Genomic DNA, 21,359 nt, shown 5'->3' on the forward strand with positions numbered 1-21,359 from the left:
GGACCGGTTACTCCTGTCGCTCCCGTTGGACCAGTGGCTCCTGTGGCTCCCGTTGGCCCTGTGGCTCCCGTTGCTCCTGTGGCTCCCGTGGCTCCTGTGGCTCCCGTGGCTCCGGTTGGTCCTGTGGCTCCTGTGGCTCCTGTGGCTCCCGTTTCTCCCGTTGGCCCGGTTGCTCCGGTTGGTCCGGTTGCTCCCGTTTCTCCCGTCGGACCAGTGGCTCCCGTCGCTCCGGTTGGACCAGTGGCTCCTGTCGCTCCCGTTGGGCCTGTCGGACCAGTTGGACCGGTTGGACCAGGAGGACCACTTGGTACAAAAAGAGCGCCAATGGTAATCATTGAAACATCATCTACGATTATGTCTGCCGTTCCTACTGAAGCGGCAACTGTTAATGTTAAGGATGCAAAAGCCGTTCCTAAAGGTGCAACTTCCGTTGTTTCATAGACTGTCAGCCATGTAGCCGCCGTAGCCTCTGGCACTCCCTCTGGAAGAACATTCACCAGCAAGCCAGATCCTAAGAAAACAAAGCTTGCATCAAAATAATTTACTGTAATTGTTACAGCAGGTGATGGTAATACACTTGTTTTTGCAAGTGATACTAGAACTTCGAAACTTTCACCCTCGTTAGTAGGTATGGATTGAGACAGAGTTGACCCTGTTAGCGCAGGTAATTGAACAGCATATATACCCGTATGACTAAATGTAGTTGTTAAAAATCCATTTACACTAGTCCAAGGAGCCAAAGCACCTGTTTCAAATCCACTATTGTCAATTCGATTGATAACCACGTTAAACCTCCCTTACAACAAATGCTTCAAACTATGAAGCTTTATTATTCTATGAATCCTTTACTAAAAGGATTGCACACTAGCCTATATGTTTAAAGTTTCCACTTTGTTATTAAGGATGTTTAATCGCCAAACGGATGTCGATAGACTGTGACGGTACAATTAAATACTCACCGTCCATTTTTACATGCGCACCAAATTCCTTCTTTAAATATAGTGGCTGTTCTTCTAATAAATTTCTGCTTCGTCCACCATCAGAATAATTTCCTCGTGCACCAGTCTTATTAATCCAATAGCTGAATCCTTTAATGACAGATGCAATAATCCTTTCTTCGTTCTTCTCAATGTAACGATTAGCAGAAATCGATAATGGTGCAATAATATGATGACCTGACTCAAGTAGTTTCATATGACTCTCACCTAAAGATTGAAGAGATGAACGATTAAATGTTGAAAATATTGAACGTTTCATCACAAAAGGTGGAATGAGGAGTGATGAATTTGGCTGCTTATGATAACCAGCAGTTACATTTAACAGCGTATTTCCAATATGAGCGAGTCTCATTTTTTCAATTGAATTCTGAGCTCCAGACTGATCGTTGATACAAACATCAACGCCGATCTTTTCAACTTCATCAAAAAACACCTGAATCTCTTCTATCGTTATCGGTATTTCCGCTGAATGAAATAGCAGTCGGTTTCCTTGAGCAAGCTGACTTCCAATGTAGAATGCAATATCTAATGAACATGCTTCATCAACTGTCATATAAGGGATTGACTGATGTGCAATTAAATCAACAGCCTCTTTATGAGAAGACGATACAATTGGAACCCACTCAATCTGATTGGATTCAAACAACATACGAATGTCTGAAAGTTCGGCTCCATTTGGCACATAGAAAATAACACTTTTCTCCTTTGCTTTAGACAAGGCCTGCCACTTTAAGCGATCAGAATAAAGTAGGTGGAACCCTTCCATTGGCTTGGGATAATGTAGTGTTGGTCCATACGTATCGATTAGATAATCAAGCGCTTCAATAAAATCACCATGCATGCGCTGCATCGCCTCTCCGATGACCTCTCCAGGCTTCGGCAAATGATTGGTTCGCATTTTGTTCATTCCTAACACATCAATCGTATGAGGAACCGATATTTGAAGCTTCTTATCAATAGCGATCGTATTTGCTAATACGGGATTTGATAATTCACTTTTTCCAATCATCTCTAGTCCCTTACGACTAAAGGCATGGGGAATCGTTAAAATATTTTCCGCACGCAAATCTCGCCTCTCTTGGATCGCGTTTAGGAAGAACCTAGATTGTGAAATAATATCCGCCTTATCAACTTTCGTAATCCAGTCGATCGAATTAATCGCCATATCGATTCCATTTTCTACATCTTGAATAAATGGCAGATAATCCTCAGCTTTTATCACAATGTCTCCATCCGTAAATAAATAAATATCTGCTTCTCCATTGAGCGCACCTATTGCTCGACCCACATCATTGCCAAGGGGTTGAGAATAATTTATCACCTTTGCGCCGTGCGACTCTGCCACATGCGCGGTGTGATCCTTAGAGCCGTTCACTACTACGATTATTTGATCAGGCTGTAGTCGCTTAATCTCCTTTAGAACACCAGGCAGCGTATCAGCCTCATCCATAGCAGGAACAATTACGTGCAGCTTGTAATTCATATTTCGTTTAACCTGACTAGCCGAAGCTGGCAGTGGTGTTTGCCCGTTCATTCGCCTTAAGTACTCTTCTTTATTTGTAATTACACGAAAAGTATAACTATTTCTCATCAGTCGCTCCCCCTTTTTTTTAGATTGATCTGCATGTTCCAAATCCTTTGGACATATACACTATATAAACAATATAAATGAGGTGATTCGTATGGATAAAAATCAGACTTCCTTTCGAACAAAACTGACACCTGTTCAATTACAGCAGCGTCTTATTTATACACAATCCGAGCTTAAAAAATATAAGGCGCAAGTCGAAAAATATCAAAATGATTATTATTACAACATGATAGATGAACTTAAAGAAAAGGAACAAAATTGGCTTTCAGAAAAGGATGAACTTCAACAGAAACTTTCACAAGCGAACGAAACGATTCAGTTTCTTCAAGACGAACTCACTACCTTTAAAGCACAAGAAAAGGCAGATCATTCATCTGCCCCAAAAGGAAAAAACGAAGTACCCGCCCCTACTCAACAGATGCAGGATTCAGAATCTAGTCAGGTAACGGAGGACCCCAAAGAAATGATCCTCCAAAAAGAGCAAATACCTGCGCCAGCCGCAAAAAACCAGGATTGGTTTTTACGATCTATTAAGGGTAAGAAAGATTCGTTTTCTGATAAGAATTAACAAGAGCTTGAATGCCTTCAATTAAATCTGTCTCAGGAACATAGTTTAGAAGGTTCCGAGCTTTCTCAATGCAGGGTATTCTTTTTCTCATGTCTTCAAAACCTTCACCATATGCTTCTTCATATGAGATTTGTTTAATAGGCGAACTTGACTGTGTACATGTTTTTACAATCGTAGCCAGTTCCGCGATAGATGTACCTTCATTTGTCCCGATATTAATAATTTGTTGATCGGTATCTTTCTCTAATACCAAAGCTGTTGCCTTTGCTGTATCTTTTACAAAGGTAAAGCATCGGCTTTGGGTTCCATCTCCGAATAGAGTAATCTCTTTGTTCTCAATCGCTGCTTTCACAAAGATCGGAACCACTCCACCATAGATTGAATCATTCGCTCTTGGACCATAGGCATTAAAATATCTAAGTATGGTCACTGGTAGCCCTTCTTTTCCATAAGCAAGACAAAGATGCTCCTCCATCGACTTCGCTGTTGAATAGCACCACCTGTGCACATGCGTTGAGCCAAGTAGGCGGTCACCATCTTCTTTATATGGAAGACTTTCACTTTTTCCATAGACCTCTGAGCTTGATGCAAAGACAACCCTTTTGTTGTAACGAGCCGCACTTTCTAAGATCGTTGAAGTCCCTGATAGATTTTCTTTAATTACTTTTAAAGGTGAATCTACACAGTGTTTTACACCAAGCACAGCAGCCAAATGGAATACAACATCATGCTTTTTTACGAGTGGATCCACGGTAGGAACATGACTGCAATCCCCTTCAATTAAACGAAAATTGGGATCTTCACGTAAATGGGCAACATTCAATTGATTTCCATTTGAGAAATTATCTAGAGCTGTGACAACATGCCCCAACTCCAACAGCTCTTCACAAAGGTGGGAACCAATAAAACCTGCTCCACCCGTAACCAGAAGATTCACACTCTCACCTCTTTTATAATCGTATTACGTGATCGTAGGTTCCTTTAATGCAGTTTCTCGTGTCAAACAATAAGGAACTCCCTTTAATTAAAGAAGAGTAATCAATTTGGCTGTGATCTGTTAAAATCACTGCACCATCATAAGAAGAAAGACTTTGTTGATCATATTGAATACCCTTATAGGTTTTACCTAGTAGCGTAATATCCTTTACAAATGGATCATGATAATCAACAGTCCAGCCGCGTTTGATTAATTCCTCCATAACTAGAATGGATACAGATTCCCTCACATCGTTAACATCCTTCTTATAAGTCAATCCAACTAATAAAACGCTTGGTGTTTTCTTTCCTGATCCAAGTGCCTTTTCTAATCGATCGACCACATACATAGGCTGCTCGTCGTTCACCTTTTTGGCTAGGTCAATAAACGGTGTGCTAAGCTTTTGTTCATTTGCCTTCCACTTTAAGTAAAGTGGATCAACCGGTATACAATGTCCTCCAATACCTGGCCCTGGAAAATATGGAGTAAATCCATATGGTTTTGTACTTGCTGCGTCAATGACTTGCCAGATATCAATGTTCAGCTCATGGCAAATTTGACTCATCTCATTCATAAATGAAATATTGATTAATCGCTGGGTGTTCTCAAGAATTTTAGTCATTTCCGCTACTCGTGTATTATCAACAGGTACAAGTGATGTAAATGCCTTCCCGTAAATAGCTTGAACCTCGTGTAGACATGCTTGTGTTACACCACTTACAACTTTTGCAATGTCTTCTAATTCATAATCTACATTTCCTGGATCAATTCGTTCAGGAGAATATCCAAGGAACAGATCGGTCCCTACCTTCAGACCACTTTTCTCTAGCAGTGGAACGAGTACTTCTTCTGTTGTTCCTGGAAAGGTGGAGCTTTCAAGCACGACAAGCTGGCTATGACGAAGATGAGGTAGCATTGCCTGCGCTGCAGACTCAAGATAACTTAAATCAGGATCTTGATGATTTTTAAGAGGGGTCGGTACACATAAGATGATGGCTTGAGCCGATTCAATTTTCTTAAATTCATTAGAGAAACGGAATCGCTTTGAAGCTGTTAGCTTTTTCACCTCTTCATCTGAGTAATCAGATAAGTAGGATGTGCCTTTCTCTAAGCAATCGATCTTTCTAGAATCTATATCTATTCCAACTACGTCATATCCACTTTTATGAAATAATGTCGCCAAAGGTAACCCTACGTATCCGAGACCAATGACAGCAATTTGAGTCGTCATTCGTGCAGCCCTTCTTTCAAATGGTTAGATTATCAGTCTAACTATTGATATGTGGCTGTTTATTGATTCGTTAAAGCCAATATCCATATTCATCAGACGAAAAGATAAAATAATGAACTAGCCCACTCTCCTAGCTCCCTAACTCTTAACTCTCGCTGGATTACCCATCGTCACTGCTTTTTCAGGGACGTCCTTAGTAACAACAGCTCCAGCCCCTACAACGGCATGTTCACCTATCACAATCGCAGGTAAGAGCGTGGCGTGGTTCCCAATTTTGGCATGCGCCTTAATGTGTGGGCCAGTATGCGTTCCTTTACCACTTGCCATATATTTGTCATTCGACATTGAACAACACGGTCCAATAAATACATGATCCTCAATGATGGTGTCTGCTGTTACATAGCAACCAGTTTGAATCGTGACATTCTTTCCGATTCGGGTATTCGGTTCAATCATGGCATGTCGGCCGATGATCGTATGTCGATCAACAAAAATCTGTTCACGAATGCTTACATGATCTCCGATAAATACCCCTTCTGCTATGGAAAGTCCTCTGTACAAAGTGACATGACTACCAATCACTACTTCATTATCAATTGCGAGTGGAGGTAACTCAGTAGCAGGTTTTCTAGCCATCTTTTTGTTTGATCCTGGGCGCTTTCCTAGAACTACATGATCACCTATTTCCACGTCATCACCTATAACTGTCCCTTCTTTGATTACAGCATGTGACCCAATGGTAACTCGATCGCCAATGCGAACACCCATTTCAATAACAGCATATTCGCCTACTTCTACATTCGTTCCTAAAATCACACTTGAGTGAATGCTCATTCGCTATTCAGTCTCCTTCATAACAGATTGATAGATGGATAGTAACGTTTGTGTGACGGTATTTGCATGGTGGTGATTCTCTACATACGTTCTTCCTTGGATTCCGAGTGTATGCCTTTTTTCAGGCTGTAAAAGTAAATCCTTCACCACGGACTGAAATGTGTCAGGATTTGCAGACTGAACTGGAAGCTCAGACGGAAGCGTTTGATACAGGTCGGGTCTGATAAATGCGACAACTGGTTTACCTAGTGCCATGGCTTCAATGCTTAAGTTCCCATACATTCCGCAGAGGATCTGATCAATGATAAGATCTGCATTTTTGTATAGCTCTACGGCCTCTTTATGACTGGTATTTTCAATTAGTTGAAAATCAAAGGAACATTCGTTTTGTAAGTCTAAGAGTGCTGCTTCAATGACATCCGTTCCTTTAAACTCTCGTTGTGAAGGGGCATGAACCACAAGTGGTCTCTCTTTATTTATACTTGGATAGCTAGGCGTATACTTTTGCACGTCACATAGTCTCGGAAGGACATAGATTGGTACACCATTTTTTTCATAATAGGGTTTCACATATTTGTATAACTCATAGTCTTGTACGATAGCTACATTAACAAGTTCTGCGAAGACAGTTAAATTTTCATGAATCGTTTCATCTGGTAAGGAAGATTCAGCATTCACATACTCATTGCTATAGTCTTCGCCTTGTCTTGCAAGTTGGCGAGATCTCACATCTGTACCACGGTGGTGCATGATTATCTTCCCACCGTGTTTTTTTATCCATTGTAAGTCTCTAAAGTCTCCGATAAACGTACCGCTGTTATGAAAGTGAAAAATATCAAAGAATGGTATGGCGGCGAGAGCCACTTTTTGCATATCATATGAATCTGTTGGATACGTACCAGGATAGTCAAAGCTTGTTTGGAAGTAATTAAAAGCAGCTGAGATGAAGCCTTCCTCACGAAGCTTCGTATTAATTAGACCTACTTGGCCCGCAATCTCCATTGGCGCATGGCAAATTTTCAAACCAGCTCCCTCCTTATAACTTCTGATAGATTAGTTCTAAACTCTCTGCAATATGATCTGCATTGTGGAATGTTTCAACAAATGCGCGAGATCGTTTTCCTGTCTCATGTCTAAGCACAGGGTCTTGAACGTATGTTTTTAGCACATCAATGAGTGTGTCTGGCTTCGCAGTAACAATTGGGAAATCATCTGGTAAGTGTGAACGAACGTCCTCGCGAATATTTGCCATCACTACTTTTCCAAGTGCCATGGCCTCAACACTTAACACACCATAGGTTCCGCATAACACTTGATCGATAATAATATCTGCTTCTTTGTACAGCTCTAGGGCTTTATCATGACTTAGCTGTTCAACCTTCCTATATTCAAAGTCATAGCCTTCCGCTTCTAATTGGTCGAGCGCCTCATGTATATATTGAGTCCCTTTAAATGCTTGATTTGTAGGCGCATGAACTATTAACGGCTTAGTGGCATTGGGTGAAGGAAAGTGCGGGACAAACTTTTCGGTTTGGCAAATAAGTGGAACTACATGGACATTTTTATAGTAATCTTGTACGTAAGGAACCATTTCATAGTCTTGAACGATTGCAGTATCAATGTACTGAGTGAGATAAAGCAGTCTCTCATGAATATATTCATCAGTGTTATAGCTTGGAGGAAGAGGATACGGATTCAGCTCTTTAACCTTTTTAGCTGTTCGAACATCGTTTCCCCAATGATGCATCACTAGCTTTTTTCCTTGTTCCTTTAAATAAGGGAGTTCTTCGCCTTTCACAGTGAATGAGTTTCCATTGTGGAAATGACACACCTCTGCAAAATGGCTAAGCGGTAGTAAATATTTATATAGCTCATACGCATCCGTTGGTACAATATGATCCTGGTAATTTAAATAGGTGTGAAACCAGTTTAGTCCATTCACTTGATGCCCTCTTTTTTTAAGGGCGTTACACATCATGCCCATTTGTCCGGATATTTCAGTTGGAACATGAATAATCTTCACTCGACATTCCCCCGATTCTTTACCTAGCTGCCTTTTCTATATCTATTCAACCAATCGCCTATTCGTTAATAAAAGCGAACAAAATGAACCGAATCATTTTTTTATGGGATCTTACATAAGCTGTTCTTAGGGAAGAGTTTGGGGAAAGGTGGCAAAAATATGAAAGGTTTGTTGAAGGGTGAGAGTATAGGGGTTAAAAATCATCTCGCAATCATTAATATAGGAGGATTCGATGACCATAAGATTCGATCATGGGGGAAAGAGGAATTAAGCCCCGCAGTATCTTATCAATTGAATGGAGTGGAAACAGGAGAAACCTATTTTGAAGGCTTTATTTTTAATCCTATTTCTTCAACGGATGGCTCTTATATACATCCTCTTTACGATGGATTTGGTGAACGTTCAACAGAAATGGATTGGATCCGATACCTCGAGCTTCTCTTTGAAAAGGAAGCCAATCTTCATGCACTTGATTCACTTGCTGAACACCAGCTAGATATTTGGATTGGTCTTCCTTACCCTTTGGTTGGTGAAACCGTTTTTGGATTGGGAGGAACTGATTCTCAGCTGATCTTTAACAATATGACTAATCGATTAACCGCACTAACCTGGTGGTATAAGCAATTTTTAGCGGCGTGGAGTTCCTCAGGCTTTACGAAGTTAAAGCTTCAAGGGTTCTACTGGATTAAAGAAGTATTAAATGAGCCTGATGAAGAGTTGATCCAACATATTAATACCCATATTCATGAAGATGGATATAAAACAATGTGGCTACCGAATTACGGTGGATTTGGTGCGATGAAACCATGGAAAGGCGATCATTTGAAGTTTGATGTCACAGCACTCAACACAAATTACTACGGGAACACCATGATGGGTACAGAATGGATTAATTATGCATGTATGTTCTCAAATGTATTTGGTTGTGGCATTCAAATGAATATTGGAAAAGGCTGGACGTTTAGCCCTTATCATGTCTATGACTTTCTGAATCTGGGACTTCCCACTCGCAACAATTATATAAATGATTATTTTCTCGTCTTTAATTTCTATAACATTACATGTAAAGAGTTTGCTGAAAATCATCCAGCTGAATATCAACAGGTCCGTCACTTTCTTAAAAAAGAATATGTGGATCAACAGTACCCAGGAAGAGCTTATTAAATAAAGAAAAAGCGGAAGCCGTGAGATACGGTTTCCGCTTAATTTCGCTTCTAACAATCTAACAAAAATTGATAGATCTTATCTGGCTGACCAGGTAACTGTTCGTGTGCAAAATCAGGATATAATACATATGTTTTTTTACTTTTAATTTTATTATAGGCGGCGAATTGAGTGGATGGTGGACAACTATTATCCATTAAACCAACCCCCATTAACACCTCTCCTTTAATTCGATTAGCTAAGTTCTGGATATCAATATATCCTAGTGTTGTGAAAAATTCTTCGGCACGTTCATGCCTTGGATCAAATCTTCTAAAATAGTTGTGTATTTCATTATAGGAAGAGTTTTTTGCGTCGATCTCCCATACGCGCTTGTAATCACTTAAAAATGGATAATTAGGTGCTAGCTTTTTTACCGTAGGGGCGAGCGCTCCACATGCAATGGTTAGGGCTCCTCCTTGAGAACTTCCGGTTGCAACGATTCGCTCCGCGTCAACTTCCGGCATTTCTTGTGCCACTCTCACTAATTGTGCTGTATCCAAGAATACATTCCGGAAGAACAGATGTTTCGGGTTTTGAACGCCACGAATAATATGTCCATTCAATGTGTTTCCAAGGACTTGTGCATTATCCTCTGATCGACCACCTTGGCCTCTTACATCCATTGCAAGGACCGTAAATCCTGAAGCTGCGTAACCGAGTAAGTCTGACCATTCTGGTGAATGACCAGAGTATCCATGAAAATGAAGTAACGCTGGATGAGAGTCTTTTGATTGGGCTGGCTTAATATACTTCGCATAAACATGAGCCCCACCTACTCCAGTAAAGAATAAATCATAACACTCAGCAAAAGGTGCCTGAAATTCACTCTTCTCAAGCTGTACATTAGGATCCGTATTGCTTAATTCCTCCAATGCTTCTGCCCAATATGAATCAAAATCATCCGGACGTGGATTAATTCCTTTGTACTCTTTAAGTGCTTCAATTGGCATATCTATAAACGACATATGTACTCTCCCCCTTTTTAAAAGCGCTTTCAATTTCATAGTATAATTGAAACAGAGAGAAATGGAAACATTTTCTCTGTTTCAATTCGCTTCTTTATAAGGCGGGAAGTGTTTGATAAATTCCCATAATTTGTTTAGCTACCACTTTACTATCATGATAGGTTTCAACATATTCTCTTCCTCTTTGTCCAATCTCATGCCAAGATTCTGGAGCGTCTAAAAGCCCTTTTACGGTTTCAAAGATAGTCTCGGGATTGGCATTTACTACTGGTGGCACCTCAGTGAATTTTGTAAGTAAGTCATCTCTTACAAACGTGACGACTGGTTTACCTAAGGCCATCGTTTCAACTGAAAGCAAACCATAGGATCCACAAAGAATCTGATCTAAGATGATGTCTGCTTCCTTATATAGTTCTACTGCCTTTTCATGGTTCATATGTTCAATGCGTTGATAGCGAAACGAGTGCGTTTCTTTTAGTTGTTTAATCGCCCTTTCTACATGAACCGTTCCTTTAAAGTAAGGATTTGTTGGAGCATGAACTAAAAGAGGTTCACTCTTTGGTGTAGTTTTAACCTGTTGAATTTTAGATAAGTCAATAGCAATAGGTATAACATGCACTCTCTTGTAATAGTCCTTCACATAATCATATACTTCATAGTCCTGCACAATTGCATCTTCAATCACAGAGCTAATTTGTTTTAAACGGTAATCAATATACTCATTTGGTGGTGAATCACCTGTATAAGCATAAGGGTTTTTAACTCTTGCCATATCGTGAAATCTGACATCATTGCCCCAATGATGCATGACTGCTTTTTTTCCGCTTCCCTTTAACCGCTGCAAATCTGTATAATTACTTTTTAATGATTGAGCATAATGAAAGTGAAACAGATCATGCTGATCAATTAGTTGATCAGCAATTTGAGCAATCTGTCCTTTTTCCATATACTTCAAATGCTCCTCATACCCTAAGTAGGATTGAAAGGTATTATAGCAGTTTACTTCATGACCTTCTTTTTTAAACTCACCTGCCATGATGCCCATTTGTCCAGCAATTTCCGTAATTCCTTGAAAGATCTTCATTATTGTCCTCCCATTATCCAGTCATGGGTTTGTTTAATCCCTTCTTCCAACGTAAATGCAGGCTCCCATTTTAAAACCTCTCGAGTCTTGTTAATATCTAAACACCTTCGATTAATCGTATCGACTGTTCGTTTTGTTGCAAATTGCTGATTCACCTGTGCATCTCCAAATACTCTTCCAATTTCAGTCGATAAAGCTAAGACACTCGTCTCAATTCCTGTTGCTACATTTAATGTTTCACCGATTGCCGCTTCCCGCTCTGCAGCAAGTAAAATCACGTGAACGGCATCATCAATATAAGTAAAATCACGCGTTTGACTACCATCTCCATAGATCGTCATAGGTAAACCAGCCATTCTTGCTTCAAAAAACTTCGCAACTACACCACAATAAGGGTTTGTCGCTACTTGCCCAGGTCCATAGACATTTGAAAGCCTTAAGATCGTTACTGGAAGCTGATGAAGGGAGTGAAAAACATGTGCATATTGTTCAGCTCCATACTTACTTGCTGCATAAGGCATTCGAATTTTTACTTCTCCTAAAGGCGTTGGAATTTGATCTGCATCCCCATATACAGACGCAGTTGATGTGTAAACAAAGCGCTTTACTTGTTTTCCATGTTTCCTAATTTGTTCGAGCAATGTGTAGGCACCGCGTAAATTCACTTCAAAATCTTGTCTCATGTCAGTGACAGATAACACAAGATTTCTACAAGCGATATGAAACACAATGTCTATGTCAGGTAAAACAGATTCGAGTAGCTGCTCATTTAAAATGGTATCCTCTAGAAACGTGATATTAGGATCATTTGGAACTTCCGAATAAGACCCCGTTGATAAGTCATCAATGATTGTAATTTTGTCTGCTTTATTTTGCAGTGCACGAACAACTCTTGAACCGATAAATCCCGCACCACCTGTTACTAATACATGCTTATACCTGGCACTCACTACTCAGTCACTCCCTTCATGTCAGTTGTTTTAAATTGAACTAAAGGCAAGGATACAGGATTTTTTTGTTTATGAGATTGGTAGAGCGCAAAAATGGTTTCTAATGCTCTTTCAGACTCTTCAGCTGTTACCGCTTCATTTTCCTCCCCGTTTAGATGCTTAACGATCTCCTTGTACATCAAGCTTTGTTCATTTCTCTCAGATAAGAGATCAATAAATTCTTGCTCACTTGGACCATTCTCCACCATATAAGCAGAGACTTGATCATAATTTTTACCTTCTAAAATGATGGTTCCTTTTTCGCCAAAAATCTTCAGACCATACCCATGGTTTTGAGGCCATGTTACTGAGTTTGCTTCAATTAATCCCGTAGCACCTGACTTAAATTGAAGAGTACCGAGAGCAATATCTTCTGTTTCCTTATGTGTATGAATCCATTGCAACTGCCCTGATACGGTTTTCACTTCCCCTAAATACCAGCATAGAAGGTCAATCATGTGGATGCCTTGATTAATTAACATCCCTCCGTCTTGATCCCATGTCCCTCGCCATGGAGCTGCTTTGTAGTATTCAATCGGACGTTGAATGGCCATTGTTACTGTTGCTGTATAGATTCGACCAAGTAATCCCTCTTCAATATACCGCTTAATCTCGTGGAGAGACTTACGAAACCTGAGCTGGTGACAAACAAATAGACTTTTCTTTTGATTAGAAGCGAGTTCCCTTAGTTCACGGGACTCTTCGATGGAAAGAGCAAGTGGTTTTTCAACAAGCACATGCTTATTAGCTCGCAACGCATCTCTGGCAATAGAAAAATGAGTACCTGAAGCTGTTGCAACTAAGATAAGATCACAATCTGACAATAGAAGCTCTTGAAAATTCTCATACAGCTTTAACTCACTACTCTTAAAAGGTATTAAGGCTTCAGCCTGTTTCATTCGTTCAATTGACAAATCACTTAAAGCGACAATTGTTAACTCTGGTACATTAGCTAATGAGACAAGATGCTTTTCTGTTATTCTCCCGCAACCAATAATCCCAAGCTTCATCTGTTGATCTCTCCCATTAATGTTGAGATGGTTTCAACAATTTTTGCCTGCTCTTCCTTTGTTACATACGGATGCATTGGAATCGCTAATAACCGTTTTGATTTCTCTTCTGCAACTGGAAAGCTACCAGACTTGAACCCTACCGACTGATACACCTCTTGTAGGTGCAAAGGAAGTGGATAATAAACTCCATTTGCAATACCCGCTTTCGTTAGCCCCTTTGATAAGCGATCACGTTCGTTAACCTCAAGGCAATAAAGATGGTAGATATGCTCTGAGCTTGCTTTAGTCTTTGGAACCGACAACCCTTTTAATGAAGCGAGATGCTTCTTGTAAAAGTCGGCAATGGTTTGTCTATTCTGGTTCAGCTCATCGATTTTCCCTAAACTAATACGAAGAAGAGCTGCCTGCAATTCATCTAACCGACTGTTATACCCTATTTCTTTATGAAAATATTTCTTTGTACTTCCATGATGGCGCAGCATGCGGATTCGTTCATCTATGTGGGCATGTTTTGTAACGACCAGCCCGCCATCACCCATTGTTCCTAAGTTCTTGGTAGGAAAAAATGAAAAACAGCCAACATCTCCAATCGTCCCTACCTTTTTCCCTTTGTATGATGATCCAAAAGCCTGACAGGCATCTTCAATCACATAAAGTTGATTGTCTCTTGCGATCTTCATAATGGCATCCATATTTGCCGGATACCCAAATAAATGCACAGGCATAATGGCCTTTGTTTTATCTGTTAATGCTTTCACAATTTTCTCAGGATCCAGATTATAAGTGTCTGTTTCAATATCTACAAAAATCGGAGTAGCCCCAACACGTGAAATGGCTTCAGCTGTTGCAAAAAACGTGAAGGGTGTAGTAATGACTTCATCTCCTTCTCCAATCTCTAGCGCATCCAAAGCAAGCACTAATGCATCTGTTCCATTCCCAACTCCGATTGCAAATGGACTGTTTAGGTACTGTTTCACTTCCTCTTCAAATGCCATACCTTCTTTTCCAAGTATATATTGACCACTATTATAGACACGCGCCATTGCTTTTAGCGCCTCATCTTTAATCGTTTGAAACTGCCGATCTAAATCAATAAGTGGGATCACAGCTTTTCACTCCTTGTGCCTCATTTTTCTTCTGTCTACTTATATGAGAGGTACGTAATCAAAGGAACGGCACTTCCACTCAAAAGAATAAAAAACCCTCCATTTTTTTCATAAGTAAGAGCTCACATGAGAACTTCCTCTCAATGGAGCTCACCCTTCAACACATATTAGCGTTGTCCACAGCACTTCAATGGCTTCTGTTGTTTTGGTTGAGGAGGTTTTGGTAATGAAGCGAATGGACGTTGCTTTGCTTTGCGTCCCCCAGTCGGTTTCTCCTGATGAATGGGTCTTGCATAAAGTGGTTTAACATTTGGCTCTTGATTCATCACATACACTCCCTTTCTTCTATAGGATATGTAGGAGTCTAAGAATGGTTAGTTAAAAAATGATATCCCCATTTCAAAAAATCTTGGGACATTTTGCACCAATTTAGATGCCACTCATACAATACAGTAGTTTGAACACCCAGCCCGCAAGAAATTGTTTGGATGGGTAAACTTTAGAGGAGGTAAGATAATGAGTTTAAAAAAGCATAGCGTCGTAATAAATGTTCCCAAAGTATTTGATTGGGTCACTCGTCAAGTTGATCTTCAAACCATTAGCTTCAGAGAACCAGAGCTTTCTAATTTGTTCCCTGGATTAATTGGCCCATCTCCAGGTGAGAATGAATTATGCTCTTTCCTTCAAACTGTGCCTGGTTACACAACGGTTGCTCGTGTGTTAGATGAATCTTTGTATACTTCAGAAGTAACAAACCCATTAGATCGAGCATGCGTTGAAGTAACTCTTCCTAGTGGTAAAGAAGTTGTACTTGAAAAGGTAAAAATTCTAGCTCGAGGTCTATTAGAAGTAGATATCCTAGATGCAAACGAGAATATCATCCTTACATCTAATCCAATTGAGTTCGCAACCATCCAGACGTTCTACTTATCTGCACCAAATGATACTGTAGTTAGTGCATTTATTTCATCTGGACAGTGGGATGCAGAGGTTGTATGTGATTCTGCATTTTCTCAATTAGATATCTCTCTAACATTCTGCTTAGATGTTCACGTTTCAGCTGATGTTCGTTTAGAAGTAGAAGCTTCTTATGTGAAACCTCGTCTTGAATTCCCGATTTCTGACTTAATCTGCAGAAATCAAAACCACTATCCTCACCCTGTTTCACCGGTTGTTTTCCCAGGTGTAACAAGCGCAGAAAAAGAATAAAAATGTGGGGCTGTATTCATATACAGCTCCATTTTTTCTTCTTTTCTTAGATTTTCATTCATACATATAAACAAATGGAGTCAGTTAGGAGGGTCACCTTGTCCAATCGATCAAAAGATGAAGCACCATTAAATCATGATATTCAATTGGAGCAAAAGCTTCTGCACTATCGTTCAGAGATTAAGAAATTTCAGCGGATTATTCACCTACAAAAAAAGAAATTGAATTCTCAAGAAGAAGAGATAGAAGCATTTAAGCAGCAATCTTTATTTAATCAACCGATATACCAGCAAAAGCAGCCACCCATCCAGAAAAATGCCGAGGCAATGGCTGGAATCTATTCTTTCTTTTCGTATTCAACCTTTTTACCCGTAAAGCCGTCAGCGGGTTCTGAGGAGCCTTGTTTTATTAATGGAAACTTCACGATTTGTAACGATTCTGGGGTTCCGCTTCGTGATCCTTTAATTTGTTTAAGATTTAGTAAACCCAATTTGGCTAACTTGTCAGGGAAGATGAATCAAAATAAACGAAATTATGCTAGTGAACATATCGTTGCAGATGAAGCGGACCAAGCGTGGTCGTTTCTTCCTGATCATTCATTAAAGAAAGTAAGAGAAACAGGAGAGTTTTGGTTACGTCCTACGGTAAAACAGCTTGACCACCAAAAAGAATTAGTCTTTCAGCAGTTTGAAATCCTACTTCCTTATAACGGGTCTAGTTTTTCTGTGAGTATTAACGGCTACATTTATGGCTTAGAAATACCAAATGGTCGCCAAGCATTAAATACAATTATTTGTAACGTAACCTAACGTTATGAATGTTTTATTTTTAAGCTCTGGTTACCGGGGCAGTTATACGTATATCGAACAGTCGATCGTGCGTGCATTTCAAACAGAATCGATCAAGCTAATACAAAACCAATGTATGAACGAATTTCGTTTTCACAAGCTGGTCATGCTATGTCAAACAGAAAAACCTTCATTTATTTTTACCGTACTAGGATACAAATTACCTCAAGCCTTTTTAACATGGGCTAAAAGTCAACAGATTCCGGTTCTATGCTGGTTAACGGAAGATCCGTATCTGCTTGATCAGTCGTTAAAGCTCGCTCCTAATGTAACTGCATTGATTACAGTTGAGAAAAATGCTTGGAGCCATTACACCAATCTTGGTTACCAATCCCTTCACCTACCGCTTGGGGCGGACTATTCGATTTTCAAACCGAAACATCCGGATCCAGTTAGGAGAAGTGATCTCTGTTTGATTGGTTACCCGTACGAGGATCGAGTGGAGCTGATTACGTATTTGGCTAATCAGCTTCCGATTGAAGTGACTGTGGCTGGAAATTGGTATCCGTATTCCTTACCGAAAAACGTATCCATTGCCGCGCTTTGGGTCACTCCAGAGGAAGCAGTAACCTATTATACAAGCAGTAGCATTGTGCTAAATACGTATCGGAAACGAACTCAACCCGAAAATAAAAATGAATTAGGCTTGGAAGGAATCAGTCCAAATAATCGTGTATTTGAAGTGGCTGGGTGCAAGGTTTGTCTTTTAAGTGAGAGAAGAAAGGATTGGTCTACATGGTTTCATCAGGAGGATATCCCTCTCTTCCAATCAAAACAAGAGCTTGTTGAAATGACCGAAGCGCTTTTAAATAATGAAAAGCTTCGAAATGAATATTCATTAAATAGTTATGAGACCGCTCTTTCATCTCATTCCTATGTACACCGAATCAATCAATTAGTGAAATGGGTCAAAGAAAAAAACCTGACTAATTAGTCAGATTTATCTAAGCTCTCCATCATAAATTGGAGGGTTTCTTCTCGTTTTCTATAGATCTTCCAAGGATCGTTTACAAGCTCAGTTACCTTCGAAAAAAGCGAATGAGGCGTATGAATTGAAACAGCCCATCCTGCTCCCAGTCGATTAACGATTTCTGCTTGTGCTCCTAAATCAAAACATAAAACAGGATAGCCCATTGCAATGGCCTCATGTGTTGTATACGAAAAGGTTTCGGGACAAACAGACGGTATAATAACAAAATCAATATGATCTTCTTTCAGAAGATGTGGAAGCTTTTCTGGGGAAGAGTAGCTACCCCTTTTATAAAAATGAGGGAAGCTAAGCTTGTCTAATATACGACTTAAAGCTCCATAATGGTAAAACTCACATGGTGCTTTTAATTGATGAGTCTGGTTGAGCAGTGTTCGTACTTCTTGATCCCCTTTGTGATAAGCCAGGTTTCCAAGGAGTGCAATCCTCACAGGAGCTTGAGGCTTCTTAAGTGGATTTTGTGTAATTGAGAAGGATAACGTATGTGGTAACACATCAATCTTCAAATCAGGTACATATTCATGAATAATTCTTTTTGTAGAATCACTTGGTGCAATGATTTGATCAGCCTCTTTTAACAAATTCGTAAAAATAGCTCTCCACTTTTTTATGCTTGGTACGCAAGATGCAAGCATTTGTTCCATTTGCACTCGTCTCGCTCCACGTGTTGCACAAGCATCACATACCCTCTCCTGTTTAGGTCTACCACAGTACGTGCCTTTCTGATTCACGAAAAACACAAATGGACAAAGGGCATAAAAATCATGAATCCAACACGTGTATGGAATTTGCAGTTCTTTAAGAACTGCTGACAGAGTGGGAAGCTCCATCTGCCAAAGATGATGGATGTGTATGTGCCCGATCTCTAACTGTGTGATTTGACTCTTTAGATCAGAAAATGGAACATGCCAATCCAATGAACCCTCCAGTCGAAAGGTGACGGTTTGATGTTCAACAAACGCTTCATAAATCGTTACATCTTTTTGCCTGTTCTTCCACTGAGAAATAAACTGACTGACTCCACCTCCACCATTATGATGAATGATTAGTACACTAAAATTCATCATCTAAGCGGCCCTCCATGTATTCTTCTAGTGCTTCTCGCCAATTCCGCACATCTTCACCAGTGACGCGTTTCCATTTTTCATTTGAAAGAATGGTATGAGAAGGTCTTTTGGCCACATTGCTTTGAGGAATCGTTGGTCCTGTTCGGATATAAACCTCATTTGGTAGATAAGAGACAATTGCTTTCGCCCATTCATATCTGCTGCATGTCCCTGAGTTTGAAAAATGATAGATCCCCGGCGGGTGTTGCAATAGCTTTATGGAGCCCTGTACAAGATCCTTAATATAGGTTGGTGTTCCGACTTGATCGTCCACGACCGTTATTTCATCTATTTCTTTTGCCTTCTGTATAATTTTATCTACAAAATCTCCGTCCCCTCCAAATAACCATGAGGTCCGTATGATGTACGTAGAAGGATGATATTTTATTAATTCCTCCCCTAGCCATTTGCTGTACGCATACACTGATTGAGGAGATGGCGTATCGTTCTCCTGATACGGAATAACAGAAGGTTCTCCGAATACATAGTCCGAGCTAAGCAGCATTAATTTCCTTGTACCTGCGGCTTCCACTAAATGAGTCAAAGCCAAGCTATTCACCATAAATGCCTTAACTGGTTCTCGTTCACATGCATCTACATTCGTCATTGCGGCACAATGAATCATTAAATCAGGATCAATCTGCTCAACAACCCGGGTTACTTTATATCGATTTGTACAATCTAATGTTTGCTTTGAAAAGGCGAATACCTCTTCATTTTGAAGCATGATTTGAAATGCTTTTCCTACTCTTCCTTCTGCCCCCGTAATAAGTATTTTCATACCTAACCTCCCTCATGCCATTACTCCATGTATCGTTTGAAAAATGCTTCAAGAATGGCAGCTGCTCCAGCTAAAGCTAATATGTGTATGACATAAATAGAAGGGGGTGATAACAAAATCCAACTGATATATAGGAAAGCAGTAGTCCATACTCCCATACACCAATAGCAGCTAAGAAGCATCCCGGTCCAACGTCTCAGTCCCTTTCCCTTTGGTTCAATGTAATAATAGGGCTGATCGGTTGTATGATCCTCTTTCACTTCCAAAAATGGCTTTCGCAACCAGCCTGTAATTTGATCGTGTATTAACAGCCTTGTTAAGCGAAAAGAAGCTAACACAAGGACAATCCATTCATATCCTCCTAACACCGACTCTCCCCCTTTCTCTCATCTATACAACATGTATGAGGAATAACGCTTGTCTTATTCATTCTTTCATTAGACAAACACCCGCCTATTGTCAGCTGCATATAGTAGGGAAGAACCGTAAAGGAGAGATGACTAAAGATGAATGCATTTTTCAGACGAAATCAGCGTCAACAACCATCCGTATATCTTTTACCTCCCGTTGTTGTAGAGCAATATTTAAATCAATGGGTGACCACAACGATTCCAGGCTATGGACGTGTCATTGCGTATGTCGCAGATTTTAATCGGAACACTGGTATGGTTTCTTTACTTGTGTATCAGCCCCCGTTTTATAATCAGCAGTTTGTTCAAGTCCACAATACTGACCTTGTTAGTATTAGTCCATACTTTGGACCAACTCCTCCAAGACCTGGTCAAGGTGGCGGCGGACAGGGACCTTGGAATCCTGGCGGTGGGCAAGGCCCTTGGAACCCAGGTAGTGGGCAAGGTCCATGGAATCCAGGTGGCGGGCAAGGCGGCGGTGGTGGCTTTTGGCCGTGGCTTTGGAATCAAGTTGGCGGAAGTCAGAGATAATACAAAAAAAACTGGAGACAACCGTTTTTCAAAACGTTGTCTCCAGCCTGAACAGCAAATCCATTGATTTGTTGTTTTTTTATAATGAGATGATATTGTATCCGCCATCTACATGCAGAATCTCACCAGTTATTCCTCTTGCTAAGTCACTCGCTAGGAATAAAGCGGTATCCCCTACTTCTTCTTGCGTAGTTGTTTTACGTAAAGGAGCTTTTTCTTCGATCGTTTTTAACACGTCGTTAAATCCACCAATTCCTTTTGCAGCTAGCGTACGAATAGGACCAGCAGAAATGGCATTTACGCGGATACCATCTTTACCAAGGTCATTCGCAAGATATTTCACACTTGCATCAAGCGTTGCCTTCGCTACACCCATTACGTTGTAGTTTTTAATGACTTTTTCTCCGCCAAGATACGTCAGTGTAATGATACTTCCACCCTCAGACATAAGTGGACGCGCTTCTTTCGCTACAGCTGTTAGTGAGTATGCACTGATGTTTTGCGCAAGTAAGAAACCATCACGTGTTGTATTTAAATACTCACCTTCAAGTTCTTCTTTATTTGCAAAAGCAATACAGTGAGCTAAACCATGAATGGTACCAACCTCTTCTTTAATTTGCTTAAAGGTTGAAGCAATTTCTTCGTCACTTGTAATATCACAAGGTAACACAAGATGATCATCGCGATCTAAGCTTTCTGCTAACTGACGGACATTTTTTTCTAAACGCTCACCAGCATATGTAAAAATTAAACGTGCTCCTGCTTTTGCTAAAGACTGTGAAATTCCCCAGGCAATACTACGTTTGTTTGCAACACCCATAACGACGAATGTGCGGTTTTCTAAAGATAACTGAAACATGAATTTTCCTCCTATTGGTTGTTGCTAGTAGTTGGTCCTAATG

The 21,359-nt window shown here is 40.2% G+C and carries 23 protein-coding genes; 6 read left to right on the top strand and 17 right to left on the bottom strand.

All coding sequences use genetic code 11. The features are described 5' to 3' along the window. Window positions 1-785 (bottom strand): NTTRR-F1 domain (locus JNO66_RS18830; protein WP_203090746.1); only part of this gene is annotated, 785 nt, incomplete at its 3' end. A gap of 112 nt (window positions 786-897) precedes the next feature. After that, on the bottom strand, window positions 898-2,589 hold the full coding sequence (locus JNO66_RS18835; RefSeq protein WP_203090747.1) for a glycosyltransferase: 1,692 nt from the start codon (window positions 2,587-2,589) through the stop codon (window positions 898-900). 91 nt (window positions 2,590-2,680) lie between these two features. Here JNO66_RS18835 and JNO66_RS18840 point away from each other — a divergent pair, with 91 nt between their 5' ends. Then, on the top strand, window positions 2,681-3,157 hold the full coding sequence (locus JNO66_RS18840; RefSeq protein WP_203090748.1) for a hypothetical protein: 477 nt from the start codon (window positions 2,681-2,683) through the stop codon (window positions 3,155-3,157). Here the strand turns inward: JNO66_RS18840 and JNO66_RS18845 are convergent. The 5 genes from JNO66_RS18845 to JNO66_RS20950 form a co-directional block, all read right to left on the bottom strand. Next, window positions 3,120-4,094 (bottom strand): NAD-dependent epimerase/dehydratase family protein, encoded by a 975-nt coding sequence (locus JNO66_RS18845; protein ID WP_203090749.1) that lies wholly within the window; start codon window positions 4,092-4,094, stop codon window positions 3,120-3,122. The genes JNO66_RS18840 and JNO66_RS18845 overlap by 38 nt on opposite strands. A 13-nt stretch (window positions 4,095-4,107) precedes the next feature. Then, entirely contained in the window at window positions 4,108-5,364 is a 1,257-nt protein-coding gene (locus tag JNO66_RS18850; protein WP_203090750.1) for a nucleotide sugar dehydrogenase, read from the bottom strand. Between the two features lie 138 nt (window positions 5,365-5,502). Continuing rightward, window positions 5,503-6,198 carry an N-acetyltransferase gene (locus JNO66_RS18855; protein WP_203090751.1) on the bottom strand — a complete coding sequence of 232 codons (696 nt, stop codon included), beginning with the start codon at window positions 6,196-6,198 and terminating at the stop codon, window positions 5,503-5,505. A 3-nt stretch (window positions 6,199-6,201) separates the two neighbouring features. After that, window positions 6,202-7,221, bottom strand: coding sequence for a glycosyltransferase (locus JNO66_RS18860; protein ID WP_203090752.1), 1,020 nt, complete (start codon window positions 7,219-7,221; stop codon window positions 6,202-6,204). A gap of 13 nt (window positions 7,222-7,234) precedes the next feature. Next, the gene (locus JNO66_RS20950; protein WP_203090753.1) at window positions 7,235-8,221 is read right to left on the bottom strand and encodes a glycosyltransferase family protein; all 987 of its coding nucleotides are present in this window, start codon (window positions 8,219-8,221) and stop codon (window positions 7,235-7,237) included. Between the two features lie 159 nt (window positions 8,222-8,380). On the opposite strand from JNO66_RS20950, the gene JNO66_RS18870 reads away from it, so the two are divergent. Continuing rightward, on the top strand, window positions 8,381-9,385 hold the full coding sequence (locus JNO66_RS18870) for a DUF4855 domain-containing protein (RefSeq protein ID WP_203090754.1): 1,005 nt from the start codon (window positions 8,381-8,383) through the stop codon (window positions 9,383-9,385). A 50-nt stretch (window positions 9,386-9,435) separates the two neighbouring features. On the opposite strand, the gene JNO66_RS18875 is transcribed toward JNO66_RS18870, so the two are convergent. From JNO66_RS18875 to JNO66_RS18900, 6 genes are all read right to left on the bottom strand, one after another. Next, window positions 9,436-10,392 (bottom strand): alpha/beta fold hydrolase, encoded by a 957-nt coding sequence (locus JNO66_RS18875; RefSeq protein ID WP_203090755.1) that lies wholly within the window; start codon window positions 10,390-10,392, stop codon window positions 9,436-9,438. Between the two features lie 94 nt (window positions 10,393-10,486). After that, window positions 10,487-11,476 carry a glycosyltransferase family protein gene (locus tag JNO66_RS18880; protein WP_203090756.1) on the bottom strand — a complete coding sequence of 330 codons (990 nt, stop codon included), beginning with the start codon at window positions 11,474-11,476 and terminating at the stop codon, window positions 10,487-10,489. Then, window positions 11,476-12,426, bottom strand: a complete 951-nt coding sequence (locus tag JNO66_RS18885) for an NAD-dependent epimerase/dehydratase family protein (RefSeq protein ID WP_203090757.1) — start codon at window positions 12,424-12,426, stop codon at window positions 11,476-11,478. Before JNO66_RS18885 ends, JNO66_RS18880 begins: the two co-directional genes overlap by 1 nt. Further along, a complete protein-coding gene (locus JNO66_RS18890; RefSeq protein WP_203090758.1) occupies window positions 12,426-13,475 on the bottom strand; it encodes a Gfo/Idh/MocA family protein in 1,050 nt (349 codons plus the stop codon). The genes JNO66_RS18885 and JNO66_RS18890 overlap by 1 nt, the downstream gene beginning before the upstream one ends. Continuing rightward, window positions 13,472-14,584: a DegT/DnrJ/EryC1/StrS family aminotransferase gene (locus JNO66_RS18895; protein ID WP_203090759.1), complete on the bottom strand. Its 1,113-nt coding sequence runs from the start codon at window positions 14,582-14,584 to the stop codon at window positions 13,472-13,474. Before JNO66_RS18895 ends, JNO66_RS18890 begins: the two co-directional genes overlap by 4 nt. A gap of 167 nt (window positions 14,585-14,751) precedes the next feature. After that, window positions 14,752-14,910, bottom strand: a complete 159-nt coding sequence (locus JNO66_RS18900; protein ID WP_203090760.1) for a hypothetical protein — start codon at window positions 14,908-14,910, stop codon at window positions 14,752-14,754. A 190-nt stretch (window positions 14,911-15,100) separates the two neighbouring features. On the opposite strand from JNO66_RS18900, the gene JNO66_RS18905 reads away from it, so the two are divergent. The 3 genes from JNO66_RS18905 (at window position 15,101) to JNO66_RS18915 (ending at window position 17,575) form a co-directional block, all read left to right on the top strand. Then, the gene (locus tag JNO66_RS18905; RefSeq protein ID WP_203090761.1) at window positions 15,101-15,793 is read left to right on the top strand and encodes a BMQ_0737 family morphogenetic spore coat protein; all 693 of its coding nucleotides are present in this window, start codon (window positions 15,101-15,103) and stop codon (window positions 15,791-15,793) included. Window positions 15,794-15,891: 98 nt separating this feature from the next. After that, window positions 15,892-16,602: a hypothetical protein gene (locus JNO66_RS18910; protein ID WP_203090762.1), complete on the top strand. Its 711-nt coding sequence runs from the start codon at window positions 15,892-15,894 to the stop codon at window positions 16,600-16,602. A gap of 4 nt (window positions 16,603-16,606) precedes the next feature. Continuing rightward, window positions 16,607-17,575 carry a CgeB family protein gene (locus tag JNO66_RS18915; RefSeq protein WP_203090763.1) on the top strand — a complete coding sequence of 323 codons (969 nt, stop codon included), beginning with the start codon at window positions 16,607-16,609 and terminating at the stop codon, window positions 17,573-17,575. Here JNO66_RS18915 and JNO66_RS18920 read toward each other — a convergent pair. Genes JNO66_RS18920 through JNO66_RS18930 form a run of 3 tightly spaced genes read right to left on the bottom strand, consistent with a single transcriptional unit; the run spans window position 17,572 to window position 19,884 of the window. Further along, complete coding sequence (locus tag JNO66_RS18920) at window positions 17,572-18,696, bottom strand: glycosyltransferase (protein ID WP_203090764.1); 1,125 nt, start codon at window positions 18,694-18,696, stop codon at window positions 17,572-17,574. The genes JNO66_RS18915 and JNO66_RS18920 overlap by 4 nt on opposite strands. Then, window positions 18,683-19,516, bottom strand: coding sequence for a dTDP-4-dehydrorhamnose reductase (gene rfbD, locus JNO66_RS18925; RefSeq protein WP_203090765.1), 834 nt, complete (start codon window positions 19,514-19,516; stop codon window positions 18,683-18,685). Before rfbD ends, JNO66_RS18920 begins: the two co-directional genes overlap by 14 nt. A 20-nt stretch (window positions 19,517-19,536) precedes the next feature. Further along, window positions 19,537-19,884, bottom strand: coding sequence for a DUF1360 domain-containing protein (locus JNO66_RS18930; RefSeq protein ID WP_203090766.1), 348 nt, complete (start codon window positions 19,882-19,884; stop codon window positions 19,537-19,539). Between the two features lie 138 nt (window positions 19,885-20,022). On the opposite strand from JNO66_RS18930, the gene JNO66_RS18935 reads away from it, so the two are divergent. Beyond that, window positions 20,023-20,457, top strand: coding sequence for a hypothetical protein (locus tag JNO66_RS18935; protein ID WP_203090767.1), 435 nt, complete (start codon window positions 20,023-20,025; stop codon window positions 20,455-20,457). A gap of 79 nt (window positions 20,458-20,536) precedes the next feature. Here the strand turns inward: JNO66_RS18935 and fabI are convergent, their stop codons facing one another. Continuing rightward, entirely contained in the window at window positions 20,537-21,316 is a 780-nt protein-coding gene (gene fabI, locus JNO66_RS18940) for an enoyl-ACP reductase FabI (protein WP_203090768.1), read from the bottom strand. Between the last annotated feature and the right edge of the window lie 43 nt (window positions 21,317-21,359).

It is taken from the genome of Alkalicoccobacillus gibsonii, from assembly GCF_016798245.1.
Lineage (GTDB): Bacteria > Bacillota > Bacilli > Bacillales > Bacillaceae_D > Alkalicoccobacillus > Alkalicoccobacillus gibsonii.